Here is a 20,513-nt window from a genome sequence, read left to right on the forward strand (position 1 = left end):
TGCGACCAGGCTAACAGCGGGGTTCCGGCCCCCGTGGGGGCATGCGTCCGCGAGCGGCGTATGGTAAACGGCTCCGGACCGGAGCGACAGGGCGGGTGTCGGCGGTGCGATGACGGGCCGCGGCCCACTAGCGTGGACGCCATGCGCAAGTACCTGTTCGGCACGGGCATGTTCGGCGTCCTCGTGGGCGGGATGACCTTGTTGCGCGCCGTGCGCGGCGACGCGCCGTTCACGTGGCGCACGGCCCTCGCGTGGGTCAGCTGGGGGATCTCGGTCGTCCTCGCGGTCGGTGCGGTCATCGACGTCAAGCGTGCCGAGCGGGGTCACATCGTGGCGCCGGACTCTCCCTTCGCCGGCCAGGAGGATCGCCTCATGCAGAAGCACCTCCAGCGCAAGCGCCGCCTGCACTCCTGACTGCAGCGGGCTCAGAGCTCGATCCTGTGGTGCGGGCTCAGAGCCCGATCTCGTCGTGCGGGCTCGAGCCCGATCTCGTGGTGCGGGCTCAGAGCCCGATCTCGTCGTGCGGGCTCAGAGCCCGATCTCGTCGTGCGGGCTCGAGCCCGATCTCGTGGTGCGGGCTCAGAGCCCGATCTCGTCGTGCGGGCTCAGAGCCCGATCTCGTCGTGCGGGCTCAGAGCCCGATCTCGTAGTGCACGAAGCCCGTGCCCGTCGCGACGCGGTCGTAGAGCGCGCGCGCCGTCGTGTTCGTCTCGTGCGTGAGCCAGTAGACCTTATGCGAGCCGGCTGACTCGGCCCGTCCGCGGACATAGGCGATGAGCGCCCGGCCGACTCCCCCGCCTCGGGTGTCCGGCGCGACGAAGAGGTCCTCAAGGTAGGTGTAGGTCGACGTCGTCCACGTCGCGGGGTGCGAGAGCCAGTGCACGAAGCCCACGGCGCGCCCGTTCTCGTCGCGCGCGATCGCACCGTGCAGCTCGTCGTCGGCGACGAGCCGCGCGAACGTCGCAGCCGTCACCTCGTCGGTGAGGGATGCCTCGTAGAACGTGAGATAGCCGTTCCAGAGCTGGAGCCACTCATCGTGGTCGGCGGGGGTGAGGGGCGCGATGGTCGTCACCCCGACGACGCTACCGCCTGACCTGCCGCACCTTCCGGTCGTCGAGCGGGCGACGGGAGAGCGTCCCCGCTCAACGACCGGGAGATGTCAGCGGGTGAGGATCAGCGCATCGCCCTGGCCGCCGCCGCCGCACAGCGCGACGGCCGCCGTCCCGGAGCCACGGCGCACCAGCTCGTGCACGGCGTGGACGACGAGCCGATTGCCGGACGCCCCGATCGGGTGGCCGATCGCGATGCCGCCGCCGTGGATGTTGACGACGTCGTCCGACAGCCCGAGTTCAGCCTGCGAGCGCGCGACCACGGCGCCGAAGGCTTCGTTGATCTCGACGAAGTCGAGGTCGCCCACCGCGATGCCCTGCTTCGCGACGGCCTTCTCGATCGCCCGTGCGGGCTGTGCGTGCAGCGAGTTGTCGGGCCCCGCCACCTGACCGGCGGCACCGACGACGGCGAGCACCGGCCAGCCCTGCTCGTCGGCGTGCGAGCGGGTCGTCAGCACGACCGCGGAGGCGCCGTCGGAGATCTGCGACGAGTTGCCCGCCGTGATCGAGCCGCCCTCGGCGAAGGCCGGGCGGAGGCCTGCCAGGGTGTCGACCGTCGTGTCGGGGCGCACGCCCTCATCCTTCGTCAGGACGAGCGGGTCCGACTTCCGCTGCGGGATCTCGACGGGGACGATCTCGGCCTCGAAGACCCCGCTCTGCTGCGCGGCGGCCGCACGCTGATGAGACCTCGCGGCCACGGCATCCTGAGCCTCTCGCGTCACGTGCAGCGGGACGTTGTGCCGCTCGGTCGACGCGCCCATGCTCTCGCGGTCGTAGGCGTCGGTGAGTCCGTCGTAGGCCATGTGGTCGAGCACCTCGACCGAGCCGTACGCCCAGCCGTCGCGGGACCCCATGAGCAGGTGCGGCGAGCGGGTCATCGACTCCATGCCGGCCGCGACGACGACCGTCGCATCGCCCAGCTTGAGCATGCGCGCGGCGTCGATGACGGCGGTGAGCCCGGAGAGGCAGACCTTGTTGACGGATGACGCGTGCACGTCCCAGCCGATGCCGGCGCCGACGGCGGCCTGGCGGGCGGGGTTCTGGCCCGCGCCGGCGGCGAGCACCTGTCCGACGAGCACGGCGTCGACGGCCCCGGCCGGGATCCCGCCCTGCTCGAGCGCGCCCGCGATGGCGATCGACCCGAGCTGCACGGCCGTGAGCGGTGCGAGCTGGCCCTTGAGTCGCCCCTGCGGCGTGCGCGCCGCGGCGATGATGACGACGTCGTCGTTGTTGTTCATGCTTCGATCCTCTCTCCGACGCGGACGATGAGCTCCGGCTCCGTCGCCGCGAGGACCTCGTCGACGGTGACACCCGGAGCGAGCTCCACCAGGACAAGCCCCTCATCGGTCACGTCGATGACGGCGAGGTCGGTGATGATCCGGTCGACGACGCCCTTGCCGGTGAGGGGCAGCGAGCACTCGTCGACGATCTTGGCGGAGCCGTCCTTCGCGACGTGCTCCATGAGGACGATGACGCGGGCCGCGCCGTGGACGAGGTCCATCGCACCGCCGGGTCCCTTGACCATCTTGCCGGGGATCATCCAGTTCGCGAGGTCGCCCGTCTTCGACACCTGCATGGCGCCGAGGATCGCGGCGTCGATCTTGCCGCCGCGGATCATGCCGAAGCTCGTCGCGGAGTCGAAGAAGGCGGCGCCGGGAAGCGTCGTGACCGTCTCCTTGCCGGCGTTGATGAGGTCGGGGTCGACCGCGTCCTCCGCCGGATACGGACCGACGCCCAGGATGCCGTTCTCGGACTGCAGCACGACGGTCACGCCGTCCGGCACGTAGTTGGGGACGAGCGTGGGCAGGCCGATGCCGAGGTTCACGTACGCGCCGTCGCCGAGCTCGCGCGCCGCGCGCGCGGCCATCTCGTTGCGGGTGAGGGCCATGGTCATGCTCCTTCGGGGATGTCGCGGCTCAGCGCCTCGGAGACGGAGACCGTGCGGCGCTCGATGCGCTTCTCGATGCCCGTGCCGACCTCGACGATCCGGTGCACGTAGATGCCGGGGAGATGGATGCTGTCGGGATCGAGCTCGCCCGGTTCGACGAGCTCCTCGACCTGCGCGATGCAGACGCGACCGGCCATAGCCGCGAGCGGGTTGAAGTTGCGCGCCGACTTGTTGAAGACGAGGTTGCCGTGCCGGTCGCCCTTCAGGGCGTGGACCAGCGCGAAGTCGGTGACGATCGACTCCTCGAGCACGAACTCGCGTGGCTCCCCGTGGAGGTCGAAGGTGCGGACGTCCTTCTTCGGCGAGGCGATCGCGATGCCGCCCTGACCGTCGTACTTGCGCGGCAGACCACCCTCCGACACCTGCGTGCCGACCCCGGTCTGCGTGTAGAACGCCGCGATGCCCGACCCTCCGGCACGGAGCTTCTCGGCGAGGGTGCCCTGCGGAGTGAGCTCGAGCTCGAGCTCGCCGGAGAGGAACTGCCGCTCGAACTCCTTGTTCTCGCCGACGTACGACGACGTCATCTTGCGGATGCGCTTCGCGTTCAGCAGGACGCCGAGTCCCCAGTCGTCCACGCCGCAGTTGTTGCTCACGATGCTGAGGTCGGTCGTCCCCTGCGCGAGCAGCGCCTCGATGAGGGCGATGGGGTTGCCCGAGAGGCCGAATCCCCCGACGGCGAGGCTCGCGCCGTCCGGGATGTCTGCGACGGCCTCCGCCGCCGAGCCGACGGTCTTGTCGATCACGTGTCACTCCTTCGTGTGATGTCCGTGCAGCAACTCCTCACGTCTGGTCACGCGACCGGCACACGCCCGTGGGATTCCGGGACAGCCGTGGGTCGCTCGCGCAGTTCTTGAGGAGTTGTTGCACCCATCGTGCGGCCATGACCTGCGAACACCGCCCCGCCGCTTGCCATGTGGAAGGGCGGGCGGTTACTGTCCATATCGTGGACAGCAACCGCACGGTCCCCGGCGCCCAGTCCGTCGCGCGCGCGGCGCGCCTGCTGCGACTCGTCACCTCGGCGGGAGACGAAGGCCTCGCCGTCGCCGAGCTCGCGCGACGCGCCGACCTCACGCGCCCGACGGCCCACCGACTCCTCGCCGCGCTTCGGCACGAGGGGCTCGTCGATCAGGACGAACGGACGGCACGGTGGATGCCGGGCCCCGAGCTCTACCTCATGGGAACCGTCGCGGCATCCCGCTACGACATCACCGCGATCGCGCGCGACATCGTGCGCTCCCTCGCCGTCCGGACGGAGGAGAGCGCGTTCCTCTCCGTCCGGCGCGGGGACGAGACGGTGTGCCTCCTCCGTGAAGAGGGCAGCTTTCCCATTCGATCGTTCGTGCTGTCGGAGGGCGTGCGGTTCCCCCTTGGCGTGGCGTCGGCGGGGCTGGCCATCCTCGCGTTCCTGCCACCCCACGATGTGGACGCGTACTTCGAGCGGCATCCGGAGCTGGGAGCCGAGTGGGGCGGCGCGCACGCCGAGCAGCGCCTTCGCACGAGGCTCGCCGAGACCAAGGCGCGCGGCTACGCCTTGAATCCCGGGCTCATCGTCGAGGGCAGCTACGGTCTCGGGGCCGCGGTCTTCACGAAGGAGGGCCATCCGCAGTGGGCGTTGAGCCTCACGGGCGTCGAGTTCCGGTTCGGCCCGGACCGCCTCGCCGACCTGGGCCGCACACTCCTCGCGCACGCTCATCAATTGACGACCCGCATTGCGGCCGGCGCCCGCTGACGACGCTTCGACAAGCTCAGCGACCACCCGGCGTTTCGGTCCCCAAGACCAGCGACCACCCGCGGTTTCGGTCCCCAAGCTCACCGACCACCCGGGGGTTTCGGTCCCCCAGCTCACCGACCACCCGCGGTTTCGGTCCCCGAGCTTGTCGAGGGGTCGAGCCTCAGCCCGCGACGACCTGCCCTGCGGACTCCACCTCGCGCCGCACGACGGCGGCGACGGCATCCGCCCCCTGCTCCGACATGACGATCGTGTAGTGGTTGCGGTCGTCGACGCGCTCGTGCCGCATCTCGTGGTGCGCGGCCAGCAGGCGGGCCAGATGCTCGGGCGCGTACAGCCCGGGCGTCTCGTCCATCAGGCCGCGTGGGGCGGTGAGCAGCACGGTCGGGTGCCGCAGCGCCGCGAGCGCGTCGGGCACCGTCGTCGTGGTGTTCATGTCGGTGTTGTCGTCGACGACGACCGCGTAGCTCGTCGCGGGCCGGAACGCGTCCGAGTCGGGCACGAGGTCGTACTCGAGGTAGCGCTCGAGCTCCGGCGTCCAGTCGGCCCGGAACGCGGGATGCTCGCGCCAGAAGGCGCGATACTCCCCCGCGTCGGCGAATCGCATCGACAGGCGCGCGGCCGTCGGTCCGAGGATGCGCGAGACGAGCTCCTCTGGAGCGAGCCCGGCGGGCACGTCGAGGGGCAGACCGCCGTCGACGAGTACGAGCCGAGCGACGCGCTCGGGATGCAGGTGGGCGAACACGACGGCCACGAATGCGCCCATCGAATGCCCGACGACCACGAGCCGTGGGATGTCGAGCGCGTCCAGGACGGCGGCGAGGTCGGCGGCATGCGCGGCCATCCCCGCGGGTCCCGCGAGCCCGTTGCTGCGGCCCCGCCCGCGCAGGTCCGGGGCGATGACGCGCACACCCGGCAGGCGCTCGACGACGAAGGGCCACGCGAGATGGGATGCCGTCACCCCGTGCACGACGAGCACGTCGGCCGAGGCATCCCCCTCCGGATCCCACACGCCGACGCGCAGCGACCCTCCGCTCACCGGCACGTCGAGCGTGCGATACGTGTGGCCCGTCATCGGGCCGTCCACCCTCCGTCGATCGTGTACGAGGCGCCGGTGACCATGCCGGCCTTGTCGGACGCCAGCCAGCCCGCGAGCGACGCGACCTCGTCGGCCTCGACGAGGCGCTTCACGGCCGTCTCGGTGAGCATGATCTTCTCGACGACCTCGCTCTCGGGGATGCCGTGCAGCTGCGCCTGATCGGCGATCTGCTTCTCGACCAGCGGCGTGCGCACGTACGCGGGGTTGATGCAGTTGCTCGTCACCCCGTGCGGCGCGCCCTCGAGCGCCGTGACCTTCGACAGTCCCTCGAGACCGTGCTTGGCCGAGACGTACGCCGACTTGAAGGGGCTCGCCCGCAGCCCGTGCGCGCTCGAGATGTTGATGACGCGTCCCCAGCCGCGCTCGTACATCGTGGGCAGCGCCGCCCGGATGAGCAGGAACGGCGACTCGACCATGAGCCGCAGGATGAAGCGGAACGTGTCGGGCTCGTACTCCTCGATCGGCGCGACCTTCTGGATGCCGGCGTTGTTCACGAGGATGTCGGCGTCGAGGCTGAGGCTCTCGAGTGCGACGGTGTCGGCCAGGTCGACGACCCATGCCTCTCCCCCGACCTCGGCTGCCGCGGCCCGGGCCGCGTCTTCGTTGAGGTCCGCGATCACGACGTGGGCGCCGCGGCCGGCGAACTCGTGCGCGCATGCGAGGCCGATTCCGCTCGCGCCGCCGGTCACGACGGCGCGCTTGCCCGCCAGATCCTGCTCGGTCACTGCCGATCCCCCTCCTGTGCGCCGCGCGGCGCGAGTGCATTGTCGATGAAGAGCGCCATGGCGTCGAAGACGGCGGGGTCGATCTCGGCCGGCGGCCTGCCCTCGGCATCCCGTTCCCACAGCAGGAACCGCATGCCGATGAGCTCGCCCATGCCCATGAGGGCCCACGCCGCCACCGCGGGGTCGAGCCGCGGATCGACGTCGCCCGCCTGCTGGGCGTCGCGCAGGCCCGCTTCGTACCCTTCGACGATCCGCGTGTAGTGCAGGCGGAGGGTGTCGGGCGAGACGAACTCCGCCTCCCGCACGACCCGGTAGAGAGCCGGATGCTCGGCGGTGAAGCGGAAGAAGCCCGCGAAGCCGGCGCGCTCCGCCTCGAGCCGCGAGCCGGCGCCCGCCATCGCCTCCGACATCGAGTGGCGCACGCGCCGGTTGAGGTCGATGACGAGGGCCTCGAAGATCGTCTGCTTGCTGTCGAAGTAGAGGTAGAACGTGCCGAGGCCGATGCCCGCGCGCTCGGTGATCTTGACGATGGATGCCTCGTGGTACCCCTGCTCGGCGAACACCGCCTCGGCCGCCTCGAGCAGTCGCCGGCGCGTGGCCTCGCCGCGCTTCGTCAGCGGGCGTCCTGTCGCGGGTGACACGAGCTCTGCCTGCTCGTCGAGCAGGTCACCGGGTGCGCTCATGATCGCTTTCCTTCCGTCATGCGCAATGCCGCCTCGCGCAGGCGCGAGCGGGCGAGCTTCTCGATCGTCGAGCGCGGGAGGTCGTCGGCGAACTCGACGCGCACGGGAACCTTGAACGCCGCGAGGTTGCGCCGGGCGTGCGCGAGCACCTCGTCGACGGACAGCATCGCCCCCGGTTCCGGCACGACGAACGCGACGCCGCGCTCACCCCACACGTCGTCGGGCACGCCGACGACCGCGGCCGAGGCGATGAGGGGATGCATCGTCAGCGCGAGCTCGACCTCGGCGGGGGCGACGTTCTCGCCGCCCGAGATGTAGATGTCCTTCAGCCGGTCGACGATGCGGAAGACGCCGTCGGCGTCGCGGTGGACGAGATCGCCCGTGCGCAGCCAGTCGCCCGAGAGTGCGCGGGCCGAGGCATCCGGATCCCCCAGGTATCCGGCGAACACGCTCGGCCCGCGCACCCACAGCTCGCCCGTCGCCTCTCCGTCGAGCGGCAGTCCGGAGTCGGGGTCGACGACGCAGACCGAGACGTGCGGATACGGTCGCCCCACGGCTCCGGGATGCCGCGCGACCTCGTCGGCGGGAAGGTGCAGCACGTTGGGGGCGGCTTCCGTCAGGCCGTATCCCTGGGTGAGCGAGAGCCCACGGGCACTCCACGTCTCCTGCAGGGAGGCGGGGATCGTCGCACCGCCCACGACGGCGAGGCGCATCGACGAGATGTCGGCGTCGTTCCACGCCCGGTCGGCCGCGAGCAGCGCGTACTGGGTGGGCACGCCCATCATCGCCGTGACCCGGCGCTCGCGGATGAGCTGCAGCGCGCGCGACGGCTGGAACGAGCGCTCCAGCACGACGGTCGCGCCGACCCACCAGGCGAGGAGCGGCTGGCAGTTCCACGCGGCGATGTGGAACTGCGGCAGCATCGCGAGCACGACGTCGTCCGCCGTGAGCGGCAGCGCTCCTGCGAGTGCGAGGTTCGTCCAGAAGCAGTTGGCGTGCGTCAGGACGACGCCCTTGGGCGCCGCTTCGCTGCCCGAGGTGAAGATGATGAGCAGCGGGTCGTCGTCGCGGACGTTCCGCCCCGTGACACGGTCCTCGGCAGCCGGGACGGATGCCTCGACACCGGTCGTGCCGAGTGCCGCGATGCGCGGTGCGTGGACGAGCCCCCGCGATGCCTCCGCGGCGAGCGTCTCGTACTCGTCCTCGACGAGCACGAGCGCCGGCTCGCAGCGGAGCAGGACGTCGGACAGCTCGCGGGGCGTCAGGCGCCACGACAGCGGGACGAGCGCGATGCCGGTCAGCGCACAGGCGAAGAACGCGACGACGTGATCGGTCGAGTTTCCCGTCACGGTGGCGATGCGATGGCCGGGACCGTAGCCGGCCGTCCTGAGCCCGTCGGCGAGTGCGACGGCGCGGCCCGCGAGGGTCGCATAGTCGATCGTGACCCCGCGGTCGTCGATGGCGATCCGCGTCGGCGAGTGGGCGGCACGGTCGGTGATCCACCGGCCGATCGTGTGCGGGCCGTCGTCGAGAAGGGTGCCCCAATTCATACGCGCACCTCGAGGTCGTTCGGAGCAGTCGCCTCCGGGGCCGCCTCGTCCAGCCCGCGCAGCGCGACCCGCGCCCGCTCGCCGCGCCGGCGGCGCGCCCAGGCGTCGATCGTGCCTGCGATCCCGCCGGGGAGGAACATCACCACGAGGATGAACAGGACGCCGAGCAGGAACAGCGGCTCCGACAGCGGGATGCGCAGGACGTCGGGAAGTCCCGCGATCGCCTCGGATCCGGCGAGGACGGTCAGCCGCTGATCGAGCAGCGTGTAGAGCACACCGCCCACAATGGCACCCCACCGGAATCCCACGCCACCGAGCACGACCATGACGAGGATCGTGATCGTGAGATCGGCCGACACCGACCTCGGCACGGTGCCCGACTGCAGCAGCATGTACGCGACACCCGCGAGACTCGCGAGCACCGCCGCGATGACGAAGACGACGAGCCTGACGCGGTACGGACGCAGTCCGAGCACCTTCACGCGCTGCTCGTTCTCGCGCGTCGCGCGTACGAGATGTCCCAGTCGCGAGGTGTCGACCCAGAGCGTCACGAGGTACACGACGACGAGCACGGCCAGCGCGAACCAGTAGAGGTTGCGCGTGTTGACCACCCCGATGAGGACGTCGGGCACCTGGTCCGTGTCGAGGCTGAGGCCCTCCTCGCCGCCGGTGACGGCCGAGTTGCGCCGCACGAGCACGGACCCCGCCTGCGCGAACGCGAGCGTCACCATCGCGAACGGGATGCCGGACACGCGCATCGCGACCGCGCCCGTGGCGAGCGCGATGACCATGCCCCCGAGGAGCGCGATGAAGATCCCGGGCCACAGCGGCACGCCGAAGTGCTCCAGCGCGATGCCGAGCCCGTACGCGCCGGCGCCGAAGTAGAGCGCGTGGCCGAAGGACAGCATCCCGGAACTCCCGAGCAGCAGGTTGTACGACAGCGCGAGCGCCGCGAACACCATGCAGAGCGACAGCAGCGCGAGAGTTCCCGGCATGTACGTCGGAGTGGGGAGGATGCCGGGAAGCGAGAGGTTCAGCATCGGGAGGATCGCCATGAAGACGACGAGAACCACGCCGACGATCGCGGGGACGAACCTCCTCGGTCCCTGAGCCTGTCGAAGGGTCATGCCTTCCTCCCCAGGAGTCCCGTCGGCCGAACGAGCAGCACGACCGCGAGGAGGATCACGACGATGAAGTCGCCGGTTCCGCCGAGATAGAAGTTCGCGAACTGCTGCAGCACCGCCACGAGGACGGATGCCACGGCCGCGCCCGTGAGCGAGCCGAGACCGCCGACGACCGTCACGATGAACGCGAAGATGAGCAGCGTCGAGCCGAGGGTGGCCGAGACGAAGGTGGAGTAGTGCATCGCGAGCACTCCCCCGATGCCCGCTGCGGCACCGCCGATCGCGAAGACGAGCGTGAAGGACTTCCGCACGTCGATGCCGAGCGCCGTCACCATCGACCGGTTCTCGACACCGGCGCGGATGATCATGCCGTACCGCGTCTTCTGGAGGAACAGCACGAGGGCTGCGAGCACGAGCACGGCGGCGATCATGAGCACCCAGTAGGTGTTCGGGATGCGGGCGCCGAGGACGTCGGTCGTCTGCTTCAGCCACGCCGGGCCCGAGATGTGGATCGGGTCGGTGCCCCAGATCCCCTCGAACAGCGCGACGGCGGCGAACGACAGGCCGACCGTGACGAGCACCTGCTCGATGTGCCGCTCGTACAGAGGGCGGATGAGGACGAGCTCGGTGAGCGTCGCGAAGACCGCGCCGACCACCGCCCCCACGGCTATCGAGGCGAGGAACGACCACCACGAGTCGGTGCCGAGGGACTGCGCCACGATCCAGCCGAGGAAGGCGCTCAGGGTGAGGAAGGCGCCGTGGGCGAAGTTGAGCACGTGCATGAGGCCGTAGATGAGGCTGAGCCCGCTCGCGACGAGGAAGTAGAGGGCGCCGAGGCCGACGCCCGTGATGAGGGTCAGGACGAGGGTGCTCACGAGACGGCCTCCTCGACGTGGACGCCCAGGAGGCGGCGGGTGAGGTCGCCGTCGTCGAGGATCGCACCGGCCCGGCCCGTGTGCACGACCCGGCCCCCGCCGATGACGATCGCATCGCCCGCGAGGCGCCGGACGACGTCGAGGTTCTGCTCGACGAGGAGGATCGGGACGGTCTTGGATGCCTCTTCGAGAGCGTCCGCGACCTCCGTCACGATCTTGGGCGCGAGGCCCTTCGTCGGCTCGTCGACGAGGAGGATCCGGTTGTCGTTCAGCAGCGCGCGGGCGACCGACACCATCTGCTGCTGTCCGCCCGAGAGCGTGCCGGCCTGCTGGTCGCGCCGCGCGACGAGGTCGGGGAACAGCGCGTCCACGAGCTCGCGGCGCGGAGAGCGCCGGCGCTCGGCCAGGGCGAGGTTCTCGGCGACGGTCAGCTTGGAGAAGACCTCTCGGTCCTCGGGCACGTAGCCCACGCCGCGCTGCACGACGCGGTGCGTCGGCAGCCCGTCGATGCGCTCGCCCGCGAGACGCACCTCCCCCCGACGATGGATGAGGCCCAGGATGCCGCGGATCGTCGAGGTCTTCCCCGCCCCGTTGCGACCGAGGATCGCCGTGATCCCCGTGGCGGGAACGTCGAACGTGACGTCCTCGACGACCTGCTGACCGGCGAGCGTGCAGCGAAGGTTCGCCACGCTGAGGATCGGACCCCCTGAAGCGGTCATGCCGCCGTCCCGAGGTACGCGCTCTGCACGAGCGGATCCGCCGTGACCTTCTGCGGGGTGTCGAACGCGATGATCGTGCCGAAGTACGTCACCGCGACCCGGTCGACGAGCCCGAGGAGCACGTCGATGTGGTGCTCCACCATGAGCACGGTGCAGCCCTTCTCGCGCTGCATCGCGCGGATGTTCTCGACGAGCCCCGCGACGTCGCCGGAAGCGACCCCCGCCATCGGCTCGTCCAGCAGCACGAGGCTCGACTCCGTCGCGAGCAGCACGGCGATCTCGAGCTTGCGCTTGTCGCCGTGGGAGATGTCGCCCGCGAGGGCGTCGACCTTGTGCCCCAGCCCCACCGCCTCGAGCTTGTCGTGCGCGACCCGGGTCGCGGCATCCCCTACCCGGGGGAAGCGGAAGAGCGATGCGGAGCCGCCGAGCGACACCTGCGCCGCGAGACGCACGTTCTCGAGCACGGTGAGCTTCGGGAAGAGGCTCGAGGTCTGGAAGGTGCGCCCCAGTCCCGCCCGCGCCCGCGCCGCCACGGACGTCGACGTGATGTCGTGGTCGTCGAGGACGATGCGACCCGCGGTCGGCTTCACGAGACCGGAGATCACGTTGAAGAGCGTGGTCTTGCCGGCGCCGTTCGGCCCGATGACGCCGACGAGCGAGCCCGGGGCGACATCGAGCTCCACGTCCTTGAGGATGGTGGCACCGCCGATCTGCAGCCCGAGGCCTTCGACCCTGAGGGCGGATCCGCGTGGCGCGGACGGGAGGGGTGCGTTCATGCGTCGGCTGTCTACTTCGCCTCGGTGGGAGCGACGTCGTCGGCCGCGACCGTGTCGACGAGCTCGGGGGTGAAGGCTGCGCCGTCGGCGACGAGCTTGACCTGGTACATGTCCTGCAGGAGCGCGTGGTCGCTCGCCCGCACCGTCATGGCGCCCTTCGGCCCGTCGAACTCGAAGCCCTCGAGCGCCGAGATCATCGCGTCGACGTCGCCCTTGCCCTCCTTGATGGCGTGGACGATCATGATCGCCGCGTTGAAGCCGTCGGGGCTGAACAGGTCGGGCGTGCCGCCGGCATCCTCGATCGCCTTCACCATCGCGTCGTTCACGTCGTTGTCGGGCGCGCCCGGGAAGTAGTGGTTGAGGAAGCTGATCTTCTCGGATGCCTCGCCGTACGCGCCGAACGTGGCGGAGTCGCCGAGCCCCGTGACGACGGGGATGGCGTCGAGGACGCCCTGCTGGCTCATCGCCTGCCACATGGCGCCGGAGGTCGCACCGGCCCACGCGACGAAGACGAGGTCGGGGTCGCCAGCGAGCACCTGCTGCGCGAACGGCGTGAACTCGGTCGCATCCTCCGGCACGAGTACGGAATTCACCGTCGCGCCCTGAGCGCCGAGGATCGCCTTCACGGCCGCCTCGTTCCCCGTGCCGAACGCCGTGTTCTGCGCGAGGACCGTGATCGTCTTGCCGTCGAGGTCGTCGAGGAAGGTGCCCGCGGTCGCGACATCCTGTGCGCTCTGGCGTCCCGAACGGAAGGTGTACTCGTTGATCCCCGTGATGGCATCGGCGGCGGCGGGGCCGGAGATGTACAGCACCTTGTTCTGCTCCGCCTGCTCGGCGACCGCGAGTGCGACGCCCGACGACGCCGTACCGGCGATGATGTTCGTGCCGGCGCCGATGAGCTCCTTCACGGCCGTGACCGCCTTGTCCGGGTCGCCGGTGTCATCGCGGTACTCGACGGTGATCTTCGTGCCGTCGACCTCGCCCGAGCCGTCGGTCGCGTAGTCGAGGCCGGCCTTGAAGGCATCGAGGTACTGCTTGCCGTAGCCGGCGAGAGCTCCGGTCTCGCTTGTGACGATGCCGACGCTCACCTCCGTCGGACCCGCCTCGCCGGTCGCATCGGACTCGCCGCCCGCGGTGGTCGGCGCGCAGGCCGCCAGGAGGAGGGCGGCCGTGGCGACCACGGACCCCAGGAGCAACTTCTTCGTAACCCGCATGTGCGTGCCTTTCACCATTGAAGGGTGTGCTGTTGGTGCACCTGAAGGGTGATTCAGGTTCTTGCAATCTAGGAAACGCGGACGCCCTCGTCAAGTCCGCGGGATAGATACCTGGGGTATATATCTTTGGTATACTTATCCGGTGACACACGACCACGATCGCGACATCGAACGGCTCATCGTCGCGGCGCATGCCCTCACCCGCGTGGCTGCGCTCGAGACACGCAACGAGACGCCCGCGGCCCAGTGGCGGACGCTGACGATACTCCGGGACCGCGGCCCGCTCCGCGTCGGCGAGATCGCAAGCCTCAGCCGGGTGACCCAGCCCGGCATGACGCGGCTTGTCGGCCAGATGACCGAGGCGGGACTCATCGAGCGATCGACGGATGCCTCGGACTCGCGCGTGACGATCGTGTCGGTCACTCCCCTCGGCCTCGAGGCTCTCGACACGTGGCTCGTGCAGCTGACGGCCGCCCTCGCGCCGCATTTCGAAGACCTCACCGACGAAGAATGGAGCGCTGTGCGCACGACCGCCGCCGTCCTCTCCCGCAAGATCCCCGCTGTGGAGGTCGCCCGATGAGCGCCGCCACCGGAACCGCCGTCTGGCGCCAGCCCGGGCAGGTGTGGGCCGTCGCCTTCGCGTGCGTCGTCGCCTTCATGGGCATCGGCCTCGTCGACCCGATCCTCCCGGTCATCGCCGACTCGCTGCAGGCGAGCCCCGTGCAGACCGAGCTGCTCTTCACGAGCTACCTGCTGGTGACGGGTCTCGCGATGCTCGTCACGAGCTGGATCTCGAGCCGCATCGGAGCGAAGGCCACGCTGCTCACGGGGCTCGGCCTCATCGTCGTCTTCGCGCTCCTCTGCGCCCTGAGCGGCAGCGTCGACGCGATCATCGCGTTCCGCGCCGGCTGGGGTCTCGGCAACGCCCTCTTCATCTCGACGGCGCTCGCGACGATCGTGGGCGCCGCGTCAGGCGGCAGCGGTGCGGCGATCATCCTCTACGAGGCGGCCCTCGGCCTCGGCATCGCGATCGGCCCGCTGCTCGGCGGCATCCTCGGCGAGGTCAGCTGGCGCGGCCCCTTCTTCGGCGTCGTCGCCCTCATGGCGATCGCGTTCATCGCGGTGCTGACGCTCCTGCGCGGTCCCTTCGAGAAGCGTCAGCCGGTGCCGCTGTCCGCGCCGTTCCGCGCGCTGCGTCGCCCCGCGCTGGCGATCCTCGCGATCGCCGCGCTGTTCTACAACATCGGCTTCTTCGTGCTGCTGGCGTTCTCGCCGTTCCCGCTCGGATTCGGCGCGCTCGGCATCGGCCTGACGTTCTTCGGCTGGGGCGTGGCCCTCGCCGTCACGAGCGTCTGGGTCGCCCCGCTCCTGCTGCGGCGCCTCGCCCGCACGACGGTGATGCTGATCGTGCTGCCGCTCCTCGCGGTCGACATGTTCGCCGCCGCGCTCTTCGTCGCGAATGCGGCGGCCCTCGTGACGTGCATCGTCGTCGGGGGACTCCTCCTGGGCATCATGAACACGGTGCTGACGGAGTCGGTCATGGAGGCGACGGACTACCCGCGCGCCGTGGCGTCGTCGGCCTACTCGGCCGTCCGGTTCCTCGGCGGTGCCGCCGCTCCCCCGATCGCGGCGCTCCTGTGGCACGCCTTCAACGCCTCCGTGCCCTATGTGTTCGCCGGGATCTCGGTGCTCATCGCGGCGGGCACGCTCGCGGTGGGGCGTCGCGCCCTGCGCCACATCGATGCGATCGAGGCGGATGCCGGCGACGAAGCGGCCTCCGTCCTGGTGGGAGACGCCGCCTGACGGATCCCCCGACCCGAGGAGAGCCCCTGCCGTTTCGCAGGGGCTCTTCTTGTCTGCCCGCGTCGGGCCCGCGCCAGGCCGAGCCTGGGGCCGCCGGAACTCGGGAATGAGAGAAGGGCCCCGCTCGCGCGGGGCCCTTCTCAGTGTGTGCACCCCCTGGGACTCGAACCCAGAACCCACTGATTAAGAGTCAGTTGCTCTGCCGATTGAGCTAGAGGTGCATCCGTTCGCACGGGGCGAACCGAGGGACCACGTTACCTCACGATCCGGCTACATGGAAATCGAGGCATCCACCGTCGAAGTATCCTTGAAGACGTGCCCTTCCCCCTCAGCTCGCAGCGCTTCGACGCGCCCTTCGAAGGGGACCTCCGCGACGATCTCGCACTCGCTCTGCGGCTCGCCGACGCGGCGGACGCGGCATCCATGTCCCGCTTCGACGCGCCCGATCTCGACGTGCGCACCAAGTCCGACTCCTCGCCCGTGACCGAGGCCGACCTCGCGACGGAACGTGCCATTCGCGGCATCCTCGAGTCGGAGCGACCGGCCGACGGGATCTTCGGCGAGGAGTACGGCGTCAGCGGCGACTCGGCGCGGCAGTGGATCATCGACCCGATCGACGGCACCGCGAACTACCTCAAGGGTATCCCGATGTGGGCCACCCTCATCGCGCTCAGCATCGACGGCATCCCGCGCGTCGGCGTCGTGAGCCAGCCCGCCATCGGGCGACGCTGGTGGGCGGCCTCCGGTCTCGGCGCCTGGACGAACGCCTCCGGCGGCGGCACGCGCCGTATCCGCACGAGCGGCGTCGACGCCGTCGCCGAGGCGAGCGTCAGCTTCCAGAGCATCGCGCAGTGGCGGGATGCCGGACAGCTCGACGCGCTCGAACGTCTCACGTCCGCCGTGTGGCGCGACCGCGGCTACGGCGACGCGTGGCCGTACATGCTCCTCGCGGAAGGCCGTCTCGAGCTCGTCGCCGAGTTCGACGTCAAGGAGTACGACATCGCCGCTCACATCCCCATCGTGACCGAGGCCGGCGGCCGGTTCACGGCCTTCAGCGGCGCCGACTCCCTCTCCGACCGCTCGTCGCTCGCCACGAACGGCCTGCTGCACGACGCCTTCCTCGACCTCCTGCATCCCCCCGCCCCCACGGAGACCCCTCGATGACCCGACTCCTCCCGCGGTTCGTCGCGATCGGCACGATCGCGGCGACCGCTCTCTTGGCGAGCGCGTGCTCGTCGCCCGCCCCCGAACCCACACCCGAGCCGACCAAGACCGTCGAGGTCACGCCGACGGCGGGCCCGGAGGCGACCCCCACGCCGACCGCCGACGCCGGCGCGCCCGACACCCCGACCTGCGAGACGATCATCCCGAAGGCGACGGTCGCCGACTTCACATCGCTCGGGTGGGACTATCTGAGCGACCCGTTCTCGGTCGGCGGCGTCGATCTCGCCGACGGCGTCCAGTGCATCTGGGGCGACTTCAACACCGGGAGCGCGCCGCAGATCTTCGGCTGGGCGGCCATCACCAAGGCGAAGGCCCAGACGGCGCAGGATGCGCTCGTGGCCGAAGGCTGGCGCGTCGAGGAATCGCCCGACGGCGTGTACGTGACGCAGAGCACCGATGATGCCACCGCGACGGATGCGGAGGGCTACGGCCTCACCTACCTCTTCGGCGACGGCTGGGTGAAGTACGCCGACACGAAGCAGGGCCTCGTCCTCATCGAGTGGCCGCCGAGCTGAGGCGACGACCGCAGTCCGGTTCGTGACGGACGGCCCGCCCGCGCCGCACGAGCGGGTTAGCCTAGGAGTGGATGCCGCGCCGCAGCATCCACTCCCCCTCTCATCACGACCGACAGGACCCCGTTTGTCGCGCTCGACCGGCCTCGATGCGCCGGGCTGGCGTACCTGGACGGTGTGGACGATCGGTGTCCTCGCGTACGTCGTCGCGATCGTCAACCGCACGTCGCTGTCGTCGGTCGGGGTGGATGCCGCCGTCCGGTTCGACGCCGACGCGTCGACGCTGTCGATGTTCGCCGTCATCCAGCTCGCGGTGTACGGCGGGATGCAGATCCCCGTGGGCATCCTTCTCGACCGGTTCGGCGCGCGGCCCATCATCACGATCGGCATGGTCCTCATGGCGATCGGCCAGGGGGTCATGGCCTTCGCCGACGTCGTGAGCATCGGCATCGTCGCCCGGGTGCTCATCGGTGCGGGTGACGCGGCGGTGTTCCCGAGCGTCCTCCGCGTCATCGCGACGTGGTTCCCGCAGCAGCGCGCGCCGCTGCTCGTGCAGCTGACCGGCATCATCGGCCAGTTCGGCCAGATCATCGCCGTCGTGCCGCTCGCTGCGCTCCTGCACGCGACGTCGTGGACCGTCGCGTTCGGCAGTCTCGCGGGCCTCGCCGTCCTGTTCGCCATCCTGACGTTCGCGGTCATCCGCAACCGTCCCCCCGAACGCGCGTCCGATCCGGTCGACGTGTCGGTCAACACCGACACCGGAGCCGTGCGGGTCGTCCGGTCGTCGGCCGACCTGCGCGAGGGGTTCAGGGAGTCGTGGGGGCATCCCGCGACCCGCCTCGGCTTCTGGTCGCACTTCACGACCCCCTTCGCCGGCACCGCGTTCATGCTCCTGTGGGGCTTCCCGTTCCTCACGGCGGGCGAGGGCCTCACACCCGCGCAGGCGTCGTTCGTCATGACGTCGTTCGTCGTCTTCGGCATCGTGCTCGGACCGGTGATCGGCGCCCTGTCGAGCCGGCACCCCACGCGACGCTCACGGTGGCTCGTACTCCCGACTGTCGCGTTCCAGGCGGTCATGTGGATCATCGTGATCCTGTGGCCCACCGCGGCTCCCGTGTGGCTGCTCCTGATCCTGATGTTCGCGCTCGCGACGGGCGGTCCCGCCTCGATGATCGCGTTCGACCACGCGCGCACCTTCAATCCCAGCCACCGGCTGAGCACCGCGACCGGCATCGTGAACGGCGGCGGCTTCATCGCAGCCCTCATCGCGATCCTCTTCATCGGCATCGCCCTCGATCTGCAGGGCGCCGGCACCCCCGCGACCTATTCGCTCGACGCCTTCCGCATGGCCTTCCTCACGCAGATCCCGCTCTGGCTCGTCGGGTCGGTCGCGATCATCGTCGAGCGCGCCCGCACCGTGCGGCACATCGGCGGCGTCGGCAACTTCCCGCACGATCGCGGTCGCGGAGGCGACGGATAGTTCGGGATGCCGCGCAGCCGACGCCTCGCCCCTCCCCCGGGGGCGGTCAGTTGGCCGGCTGGACCACCAGTCCCGTCCCTCCGCCGCGACGCACAGGTTCTGCGACCGCCGTCATGAGACCGTTCGGCGACACCTCGATGGCCGCGACCGCGCCGATCTCGGCCATGGTCGTGAACTGATGCCCGAACGGCGTGAGCTGCGCCTGATACGCCGCCAGGAAAGCCGGCTCAGCGGCCACCGCGGCCGTGTTGCGCTGGGATGCCCGCGGAGCAGCCACGGCCTGAGGAAGGGTCATGCCGAGGTCGATGCGGTTGACCAGCACCTGCGTCACCGTCGTGATGATGGTCGAGCCGCCCGGTGAGCCGACGACGTAGCGCACGGCGCCGTGATCGAGCACGATCGTGGGCGACATCGACGAGCGAGGACGCTTACCCGCTGCGGGAAGGTTCGGATCGGTCGGGCTCGCCGGCGCGAAGTTGAAGTCGGTGAGCTCGTTGTTGAGCAGGAAGCCTCGGCCCGGCACGGTCATGCCCGACCCGCCCGTCTGCTCGATCGTGAGCGTGTACGCCACGGCATTGCCCCAGCGATCGACCACCGACAGGTGGGTCGTCGAGATGTTCTCGGTGTCCGGCTGCGCGGCGGCGGCCGCGGCCAGGCATCCGCTCGCATCCAGCGGCGCTGCCGCGACGGGCTTCACGGAGGCGGCGTCCGGGTCGATGACGCAGGCCCGTGCGTCCGCGAACCCCTGGCTGAGCAGGGTCTCGGTCGGCACATCGACGAACGCCGGGTCTCCGACATAGGCGCCGCGGTCGGCGAACGCGTGGGCGGTCGCCTCCAGGTAGAGGTGCAGGCTCTGCGGCGTGTTCGCGGCCGAGAGATCGAAGTTCTCGAGGATGTTCAGCGATTCGCCGACCGTCGTCCCACCCGACGACGACGGCGCCATGCCGTACACGTCGAGACCCCGGTAGTCGATCCGCGTGGGCGCCTGCTCACGCACGGAGTAGTTGGCGATGTCTTCCGCCGTCATGGATCCCGGGTAGGCGGGAAGCTGCGCGCCGGCGACGGTCTGCGGATGCTGCACGACGGACGCGATCTCGTCGGCGATCGCGCCCCGGTAGAAGGCGTCCGTGCCGCGCAGCGAGATCTCCCGCAGCGTCCGTGCGAGATCGGGGTTGGTGAAGGTCGAGCCGACGGCGGGCGGCGCGCCGTTCGGGAGGAAGAGCGCCGCTGTCGCGGGGAACTGCGCGAACCGCTTCTGATTGTCGGCCGTCTGCTGCGCGAACGTCGCGTCGACCCGGAACCCGCGCGTTGCGAGGAGGACGGCCGGCTTGAGCATGTCCTTCAGCGAGCGCGTGCCGAACCGGTCGAGAGCCGTCTGCCAGGTCGCGAGCGTGCCGGGCACGCCGACCGAAAGCCCCGACGAGACCGCGTCCGCGAACGCATACGGCTTCCCCGTCGCCATGTCGATGAACGACGTCGATGTCATGCCGGCCGGCGCCGTCTCGCGTCCGTCGATGGTGGAGACGGTGCCGGTCGCTGCGTCGAAGTACACGAAGTACCCGCCCCCGCCGATTCCCGCGCTGTACGGCTCCGTGACACCCAGGGCCGCCGCGGTCGCGACAGCGGCGTCGGCCGCGTTGCCGCCCTTGCGCAGCACCTCGAGGCCTGCTGCGCTCGCCTCGGCATCCACCGATGCGACGGCCCCTCCATAGCCGACCGAGGTCGACGGAGCGGGAGGCGCGGGCCTTCCCGCCGGGACCGAGGACTGCGTCCCGGACGCGGGGGTCGCGAAGGCGCCGAGCACGAGAGCGGCGCTCACCGTGACGACGGCGGCGGCGCGGACAGGACGATGGGCGACGGTGACCATGAAAGACCCCCCAGGGAAGTTGGGTGGCGAGGGTCGATCTCCTCACCGTAGCCGCCCACCTGTGGGGCGGCAATGG

At 70.4% G+C, this 20,513-nt stretch carries 21 protein-coding genes and 1 tRNA gene; 7 read left to right on the forward strand and 15 right to left on the reverse strand.

All coding sequences use genetic code 11. The annotated features are described in order from the left end of the window. Positions 1 to 141: 141 nt before the first annotated feature. Positions 142 to 414 (forward strand): hypothetical protein, encoded by a 273-nt coding sequence (locus tag AAIB33_RS07610; RefSeq protein ID WP_345802938.1) that lies wholly within the window; start codon positions 142 to 144, stop codon positions 412 to 414. Between the two features lie 217 nt (positions 415 to 631). Here AAIB33_RS07610 and AAIB33_RS07615 read toward each other — a convergent pair whose 3' ends face one another. The 4 genes from AAIB33_RS07615 to AAIB33_RS07630 form a co-directional block, all read right to left on the reverse strand. Further along, positions 632 to 1,072: a GNAT family N-acetyltransferase gene (locus AAIB33_RS07615; RefSeq protein ID WP_345802939.1), complete on the reverse strand. Its 441-nt coding sequence runs from the start codon at positions 1,070 to 1,072 to the stop codon at positions 632 to 634. A gap of 87 nt (positions 1,073 to 1,159) precedes the next feature. Next, positions 1,160 to 2,347 (reverse strand): acetyl-CoA C-acetyltransferase, encoded by a 1,188-nt coding sequence (locus AAIB33_RS07620; RefSeq protein WP_345802940.1) that lies wholly within the window; start codon positions 2,345 to 2,347, stop codon positions 1,160 to 1,162. Continuing rightward, entirely contained in the window at positions 2,344 to 2,997 is a 654-nt protein-coding gene (locus AAIB33_RS07625) for a CoA transferase subunit B (protein ID WP_345802941.1), read from the reverse strand. Before AAIB33_RS07625 ends, AAIB33_RS07620 begins: the two co-directional genes overlap by 4 nt. A 2-nt stretch (positions 2,998 to 2,999) precedes the next feature. Further along, positions 3,000 to 3,800 carry a CoA transferase subunit A gene (locus tag AAIB33_RS07630; protein WP_345802942.1) on the reverse strand — a complete coding sequence of 267 codons (801 nt, stop codon included), beginning with the start codon at positions 3,798 to 3,800 and terminating at the stop codon, positions 3,000 to 3,002. A 197-nt stretch (positions 3,801 to 3,997) separates the two neighbouring features. Between AAIB33_RS07630 and AAIB33_RS07635 the strand changes: the two genes are divergently transcribed. Then, a complete protein-coding gene (locus tag AAIB33_RS07635; RefSeq protein WP_345803401.1) occupies positions 3,998 to 4,786 on the forward strand; it encodes an IclR family transcriptional regulator in 789 nt (262 codons plus the stop codon). Between the two features lie 163 nt (positions 4,787 to 4,949). Here the strand turns inward: AAIB33_RS07635 and AAIB33_RS07640 are convergent, their stop codons facing one another. From AAIB33_RS07640 to AAIB33_RS07680, 9 genes are read right to left on the reverse strand one after another with little or no spacing between them, the layout of a single operon-like run. Beyond that, positions 4,950 to 5,861 (reverse strand): alpha/beta hydrolase, encoded by a 912-nt coding sequence (locus AAIB33_RS07640; protein ID WP_345802943.1) that lies wholly within the window; start codon positions 5,859 to 5,861, stop codon positions 4,950 to 4,952. Further along, on the reverse strand, positions 5,858 to 6,610 hold the full coding sequence (locus AAIB33_RS07645; protein WP_345802944.1) for a 3-hydroxybutyrate dehydrogenase: 753 nt from the start codon (positions 6,608 to 6,610) through the stop codon (positions 5,858 to 5,860). Before AAIB33_RS07645 ends, AAIB33_RS07640 begins: the two co-directional genes overlap by 4 nt. Next, the gene (locus AAIB33_RS07650; RefSeq protein WP_345802945.1) at positions 6,607 to 7,293 is read right to left on the reverse strand and encodes a TetR/AcrR family transcriptional regulator; all 687 of its coding nucleotides are present in this window, start codon (positions 7,291 to 7,293) and stop codon (positions 6,607 to 6,609) included. Before AAIB33_RS07650 ends, AAIB33_RS07645 begins: the two co-directional genes overlap by 4 nt. Then, on the reverse strand, positions 7,290 to 8,843 hold the full coding sequence (locus AAIB33_RS07655; protein WP_345802946.1) for an AMP-binding protein: 1,554 nt from the start codon (positions 8,841 to 8,843) through the stop codon (positions 7,290 to 7,292). The genes AAIB33_RS07650 and AAIB33_RS07655 overlap by 4 nt, the downstream gene beginning before the upstream one ends. After that, entirely contained in the window at positions 8,840 to 9,970 is a 1,131-nt protein-coding gene (locus AAIB33_RS07660) for a branched-chain amino acid ABC transporter permease (RefSeq protein ID WP_345802947.1), read from the reverse strand. Before AAIB33_RS07660 ends, AAIB33_RS07655 begins: the two co-directional genes overlap by 4 nt. Next, positions 9,967 to 10,842 carry a branched-chain amino acid ABC transporter permease gene (locus AAIB33_RS07665; RefSeq protein ID WP_345802948.1) on the reverse strand — a complete coding sequence of 292 codons (876 nt, stop codon included), beginning with the start codon at positions 10,840 to 10,842 and terminating at the stop codon, positions 9,967 to 9,969. The genes AAIB33_RS07660 and AAIB33_RS07665 overlap by 4 nt, the downstream gene beginning before the upstream one ends. Continuing rightward, complete coding sequence (locus AAIB33_RS07670) at positions 10,839 to 11,561, reverse strand: ABC transporter ATP-binding protein (protein WP_345802949.1); 723 nt, start codon at positions 11,559 to 11,561, stop codon at positions 10,839 to 10,841. The genes AAIB33_RS07665 and AAIB33_RS07670 overlap by 4 nt, the downstream gene beginning before the upstream one ends. Continuing rightward, on the reverse strand, positions 11,558 to 12,337 hold the full coding sequence (locus AAIB33_RS07675) for an ABC transporter ATP-binding protein (RefSeq protein ID WP_345802950.1): 780 nt from the start codon (positions 12,335 to 12,337) through the stop codon (positions 11,558 to 11,560). Before AAIB33_RS07675 ends, AAIB33_RS07670 begins: the two co-directional genes overlap by 4 nt. 11 nt (positions 12,338 to 12,348) lie before the next feature. Continuing rightward, positions 12,349 to 13,551, reverse strand: a complete 1,203-nt coding sequence (locus AAIB33_RS07680; RefSeq protein ID WP_345802951.1) for a substrate-binding domain-containing protein — start codon at positions 13,549 to 13,551, stop codon at positions 12,349 to 12,351. Between the two features lie 142 nt (positions 13,552 to 13,693). Here AAIB33_RS07680 and AAIB33_RS07685 point away from each other — a divergent pair, with 142 nt between their 5' ends. Further along, a complete protein-coding gene (locus tag AAIB33_RS07685; protein WP_345802952.1) occupies positions 13,694 to 14,131 on the forward strand; it encodes a MarR family transcriptional regulator in 438 nt (145 codons plus the stop codon). After that, a complete protein-coding gene (locus tag AAIB33_RS07690) occupies positions 14,128 to 15,354 on the forward strand; it encodes an MFS transporter (RefSeq protein WP_345802953.1) in 1,227 nt (408 codons plus the stop codon). Before AAIB33_RS07685 ends, AAIB33_RS07690 begins: the two co-directional genes overlap by 4 nt. A 148-nt stretch (positions 15,355 to 15,502) precedes the next feature. On the opposite strand, the gene AAIB33_RS07695 is transcribed toward AAIB33_RS07690, so the two are convergent. Beyond that, positions 15,503 to 15,575, reverse strand: a tRNA-Lys gene (locus tag AAIB33_RS07695). Between the two features lie 94 nt (positions 15,576 to 15,669). Between AAIB33_RS07695 and AAIB33_RS07700 the strand changes: the two genes are divergently transcribed. From AAIB33_RS07700 to AAIB33_RS07710, 3 genes are all read left to right on the forward strand, one after another. Further along, positions 15,670 to 16,518, forward strand: coding sequence for an inositol monophosphatase family protein (locus AAIB33_RS07700; protein ID WP_345802954.1), 849 nt, complete (start codon positions 15,670 to 15,672; stop codon positions 16,516 to 16,518). Continuing rightward, a complete protein-coding gene (locus AAIB33_RS07705; RefSeq protein WP_345802955.1) occupies positions 16,515 to 17,093 on the forward strand; it encodes a hypothetical protein in 579 nt (192 codons plus the stop codon). Before AAIB33_RS07700 ends, AAIB33_RS07705 begins: the two co-directional genes overlap by 4 nt. A 124-nt stretch (positions 17,094 to 17,217) precedes the next feature. Then, the gene (locus AAIB33_RS07710; protein WP_345802956.1) at positions 17,218 to 18,570 is read left to right on the forward strand and encodes an MFS transporter; all 1,353 of its coding nucleotides are present in this window, start codon (positions 17,218 to 17,220) and stop codon (positions 18,568 to 18,570) included. A 46-nt stretch (positions 18,571 to 18,616) separates the two neighbouring features. Here the strand turns inward: AAIB33_RS07710 and ggt are convergent, their stop codons facing one another. Further along, positions 18,617 to 20,437: a gamma-glutamyltransferase gene (gene ggt, locus AAIB33_RS07715; protein ID WP_345802957.1), complete on the reverse strand. Its 1,821-nt coding sequence runs from the start codon at positions 20,435 to 20,437 to the stop codon at positions 18,617 to 18,619. Positions 20,438 to 20,513 lie beyond the last annotated feature (76 nt).

Origin of the sequence: Microbacterium sp. AZCO (assembly GCF_039614715.1) — a bacterium.
Lineage (GTDB): Bacteria > Actinomycetota > Actinomycetes > Actinomycetales > Microbacteriaceae > Microbacterium.

Coding starts and splice junctions, on each gene's coding strand:
- AAIB33_RS07610 (WP_345802938.1), top strand. CDS start 142: ATGCGCAAGTACCTGTTCGGCACGGGCATGTTCGGCGTCCTCGTGGGC.
- AAIB33_RS07620 (WP_345802940.1), bottom strand. CDS start 2,347: ATGAACAACAACGACGACGTCGTCATCATCGCCGCGGCGCGCACGCCG.
- AAIB33_RS07625 (WP_345802941.1), bottom strand. CDS start 2,997: ATGGCCCTCACCCGCAACGAGATGGCCGCGCGCGCGGCGCGCGAGCTC.
- AAIB33_RS07640 (WP_345802943.1), bottom strand. CDS start 5,861: ATGACGGGCCACACGTATCGCACGCTCGACGTGCCGGTGAGCGGAGGG.
- AAIB33_RS07650 (WP_345802945.1), bottom strand. CDS start 7,293: ATGAGCGCACCCGGTGACCTGCTCGACGAGCAGGCAGAGCTCGTGTCA.
- AAIB33_RS07655 (WP_345802946.1), bottom strand. CDS start 8,843: ATGAATTGGGGCACCCTTCTCGACGACGGCCCGCACACGATCGGCCGG.
- AAIB33_RS07660 (WP_345802947.1), bottom strand. CDS start 9,970: ATGACCCTTCGACAGGCTCAGGGACCGAGGAGGTTCGTCCCCGCGATC.
- AAIB33_RS07670 (WP_345802949.1), bottom strand. CDS start 11,561: ATGACCGCTTCAGGGGGTCCGATCCTCAGCGTGGCGAACCTTCGCTGC.
- AAIB33_RS07675 (WP_345802950.1), bottom strand. CDS start 12,337: ATGAACGCACCCCTCCCGTCCGCGCCACGCGGATCCGCCCTCAGGGTC.
- AAIB33_RS07680 (WP_345802951.1), bottom strand. CDS start 13,551: ATGCGGGTTACGAAGAAGTTGCTCCTGGGGTCCGTGGTCGCCACGGCC.
- AAIB33_RS07690 (WP_345802953.1), top strand. CDS start 14,128: ATGAGCGCCGCCACCGGAACCGCCGTCTGGCGCCAGCCCGGGCAGGTG.
- AAIB33_RS07705 (WP_345802955.1), top strand. CDS start 16,515: ATGACCCGACTCCTCCCGCGGTTCGTCGCGATCGGCACGATCGCGGCG.
- ggt (WP_345802957.1), bottom strand. CDS start 20,437: ATGGTCACCGTCGCCCATCGTCCTGTCCGCGCCGCCGCCGTCGTCACG.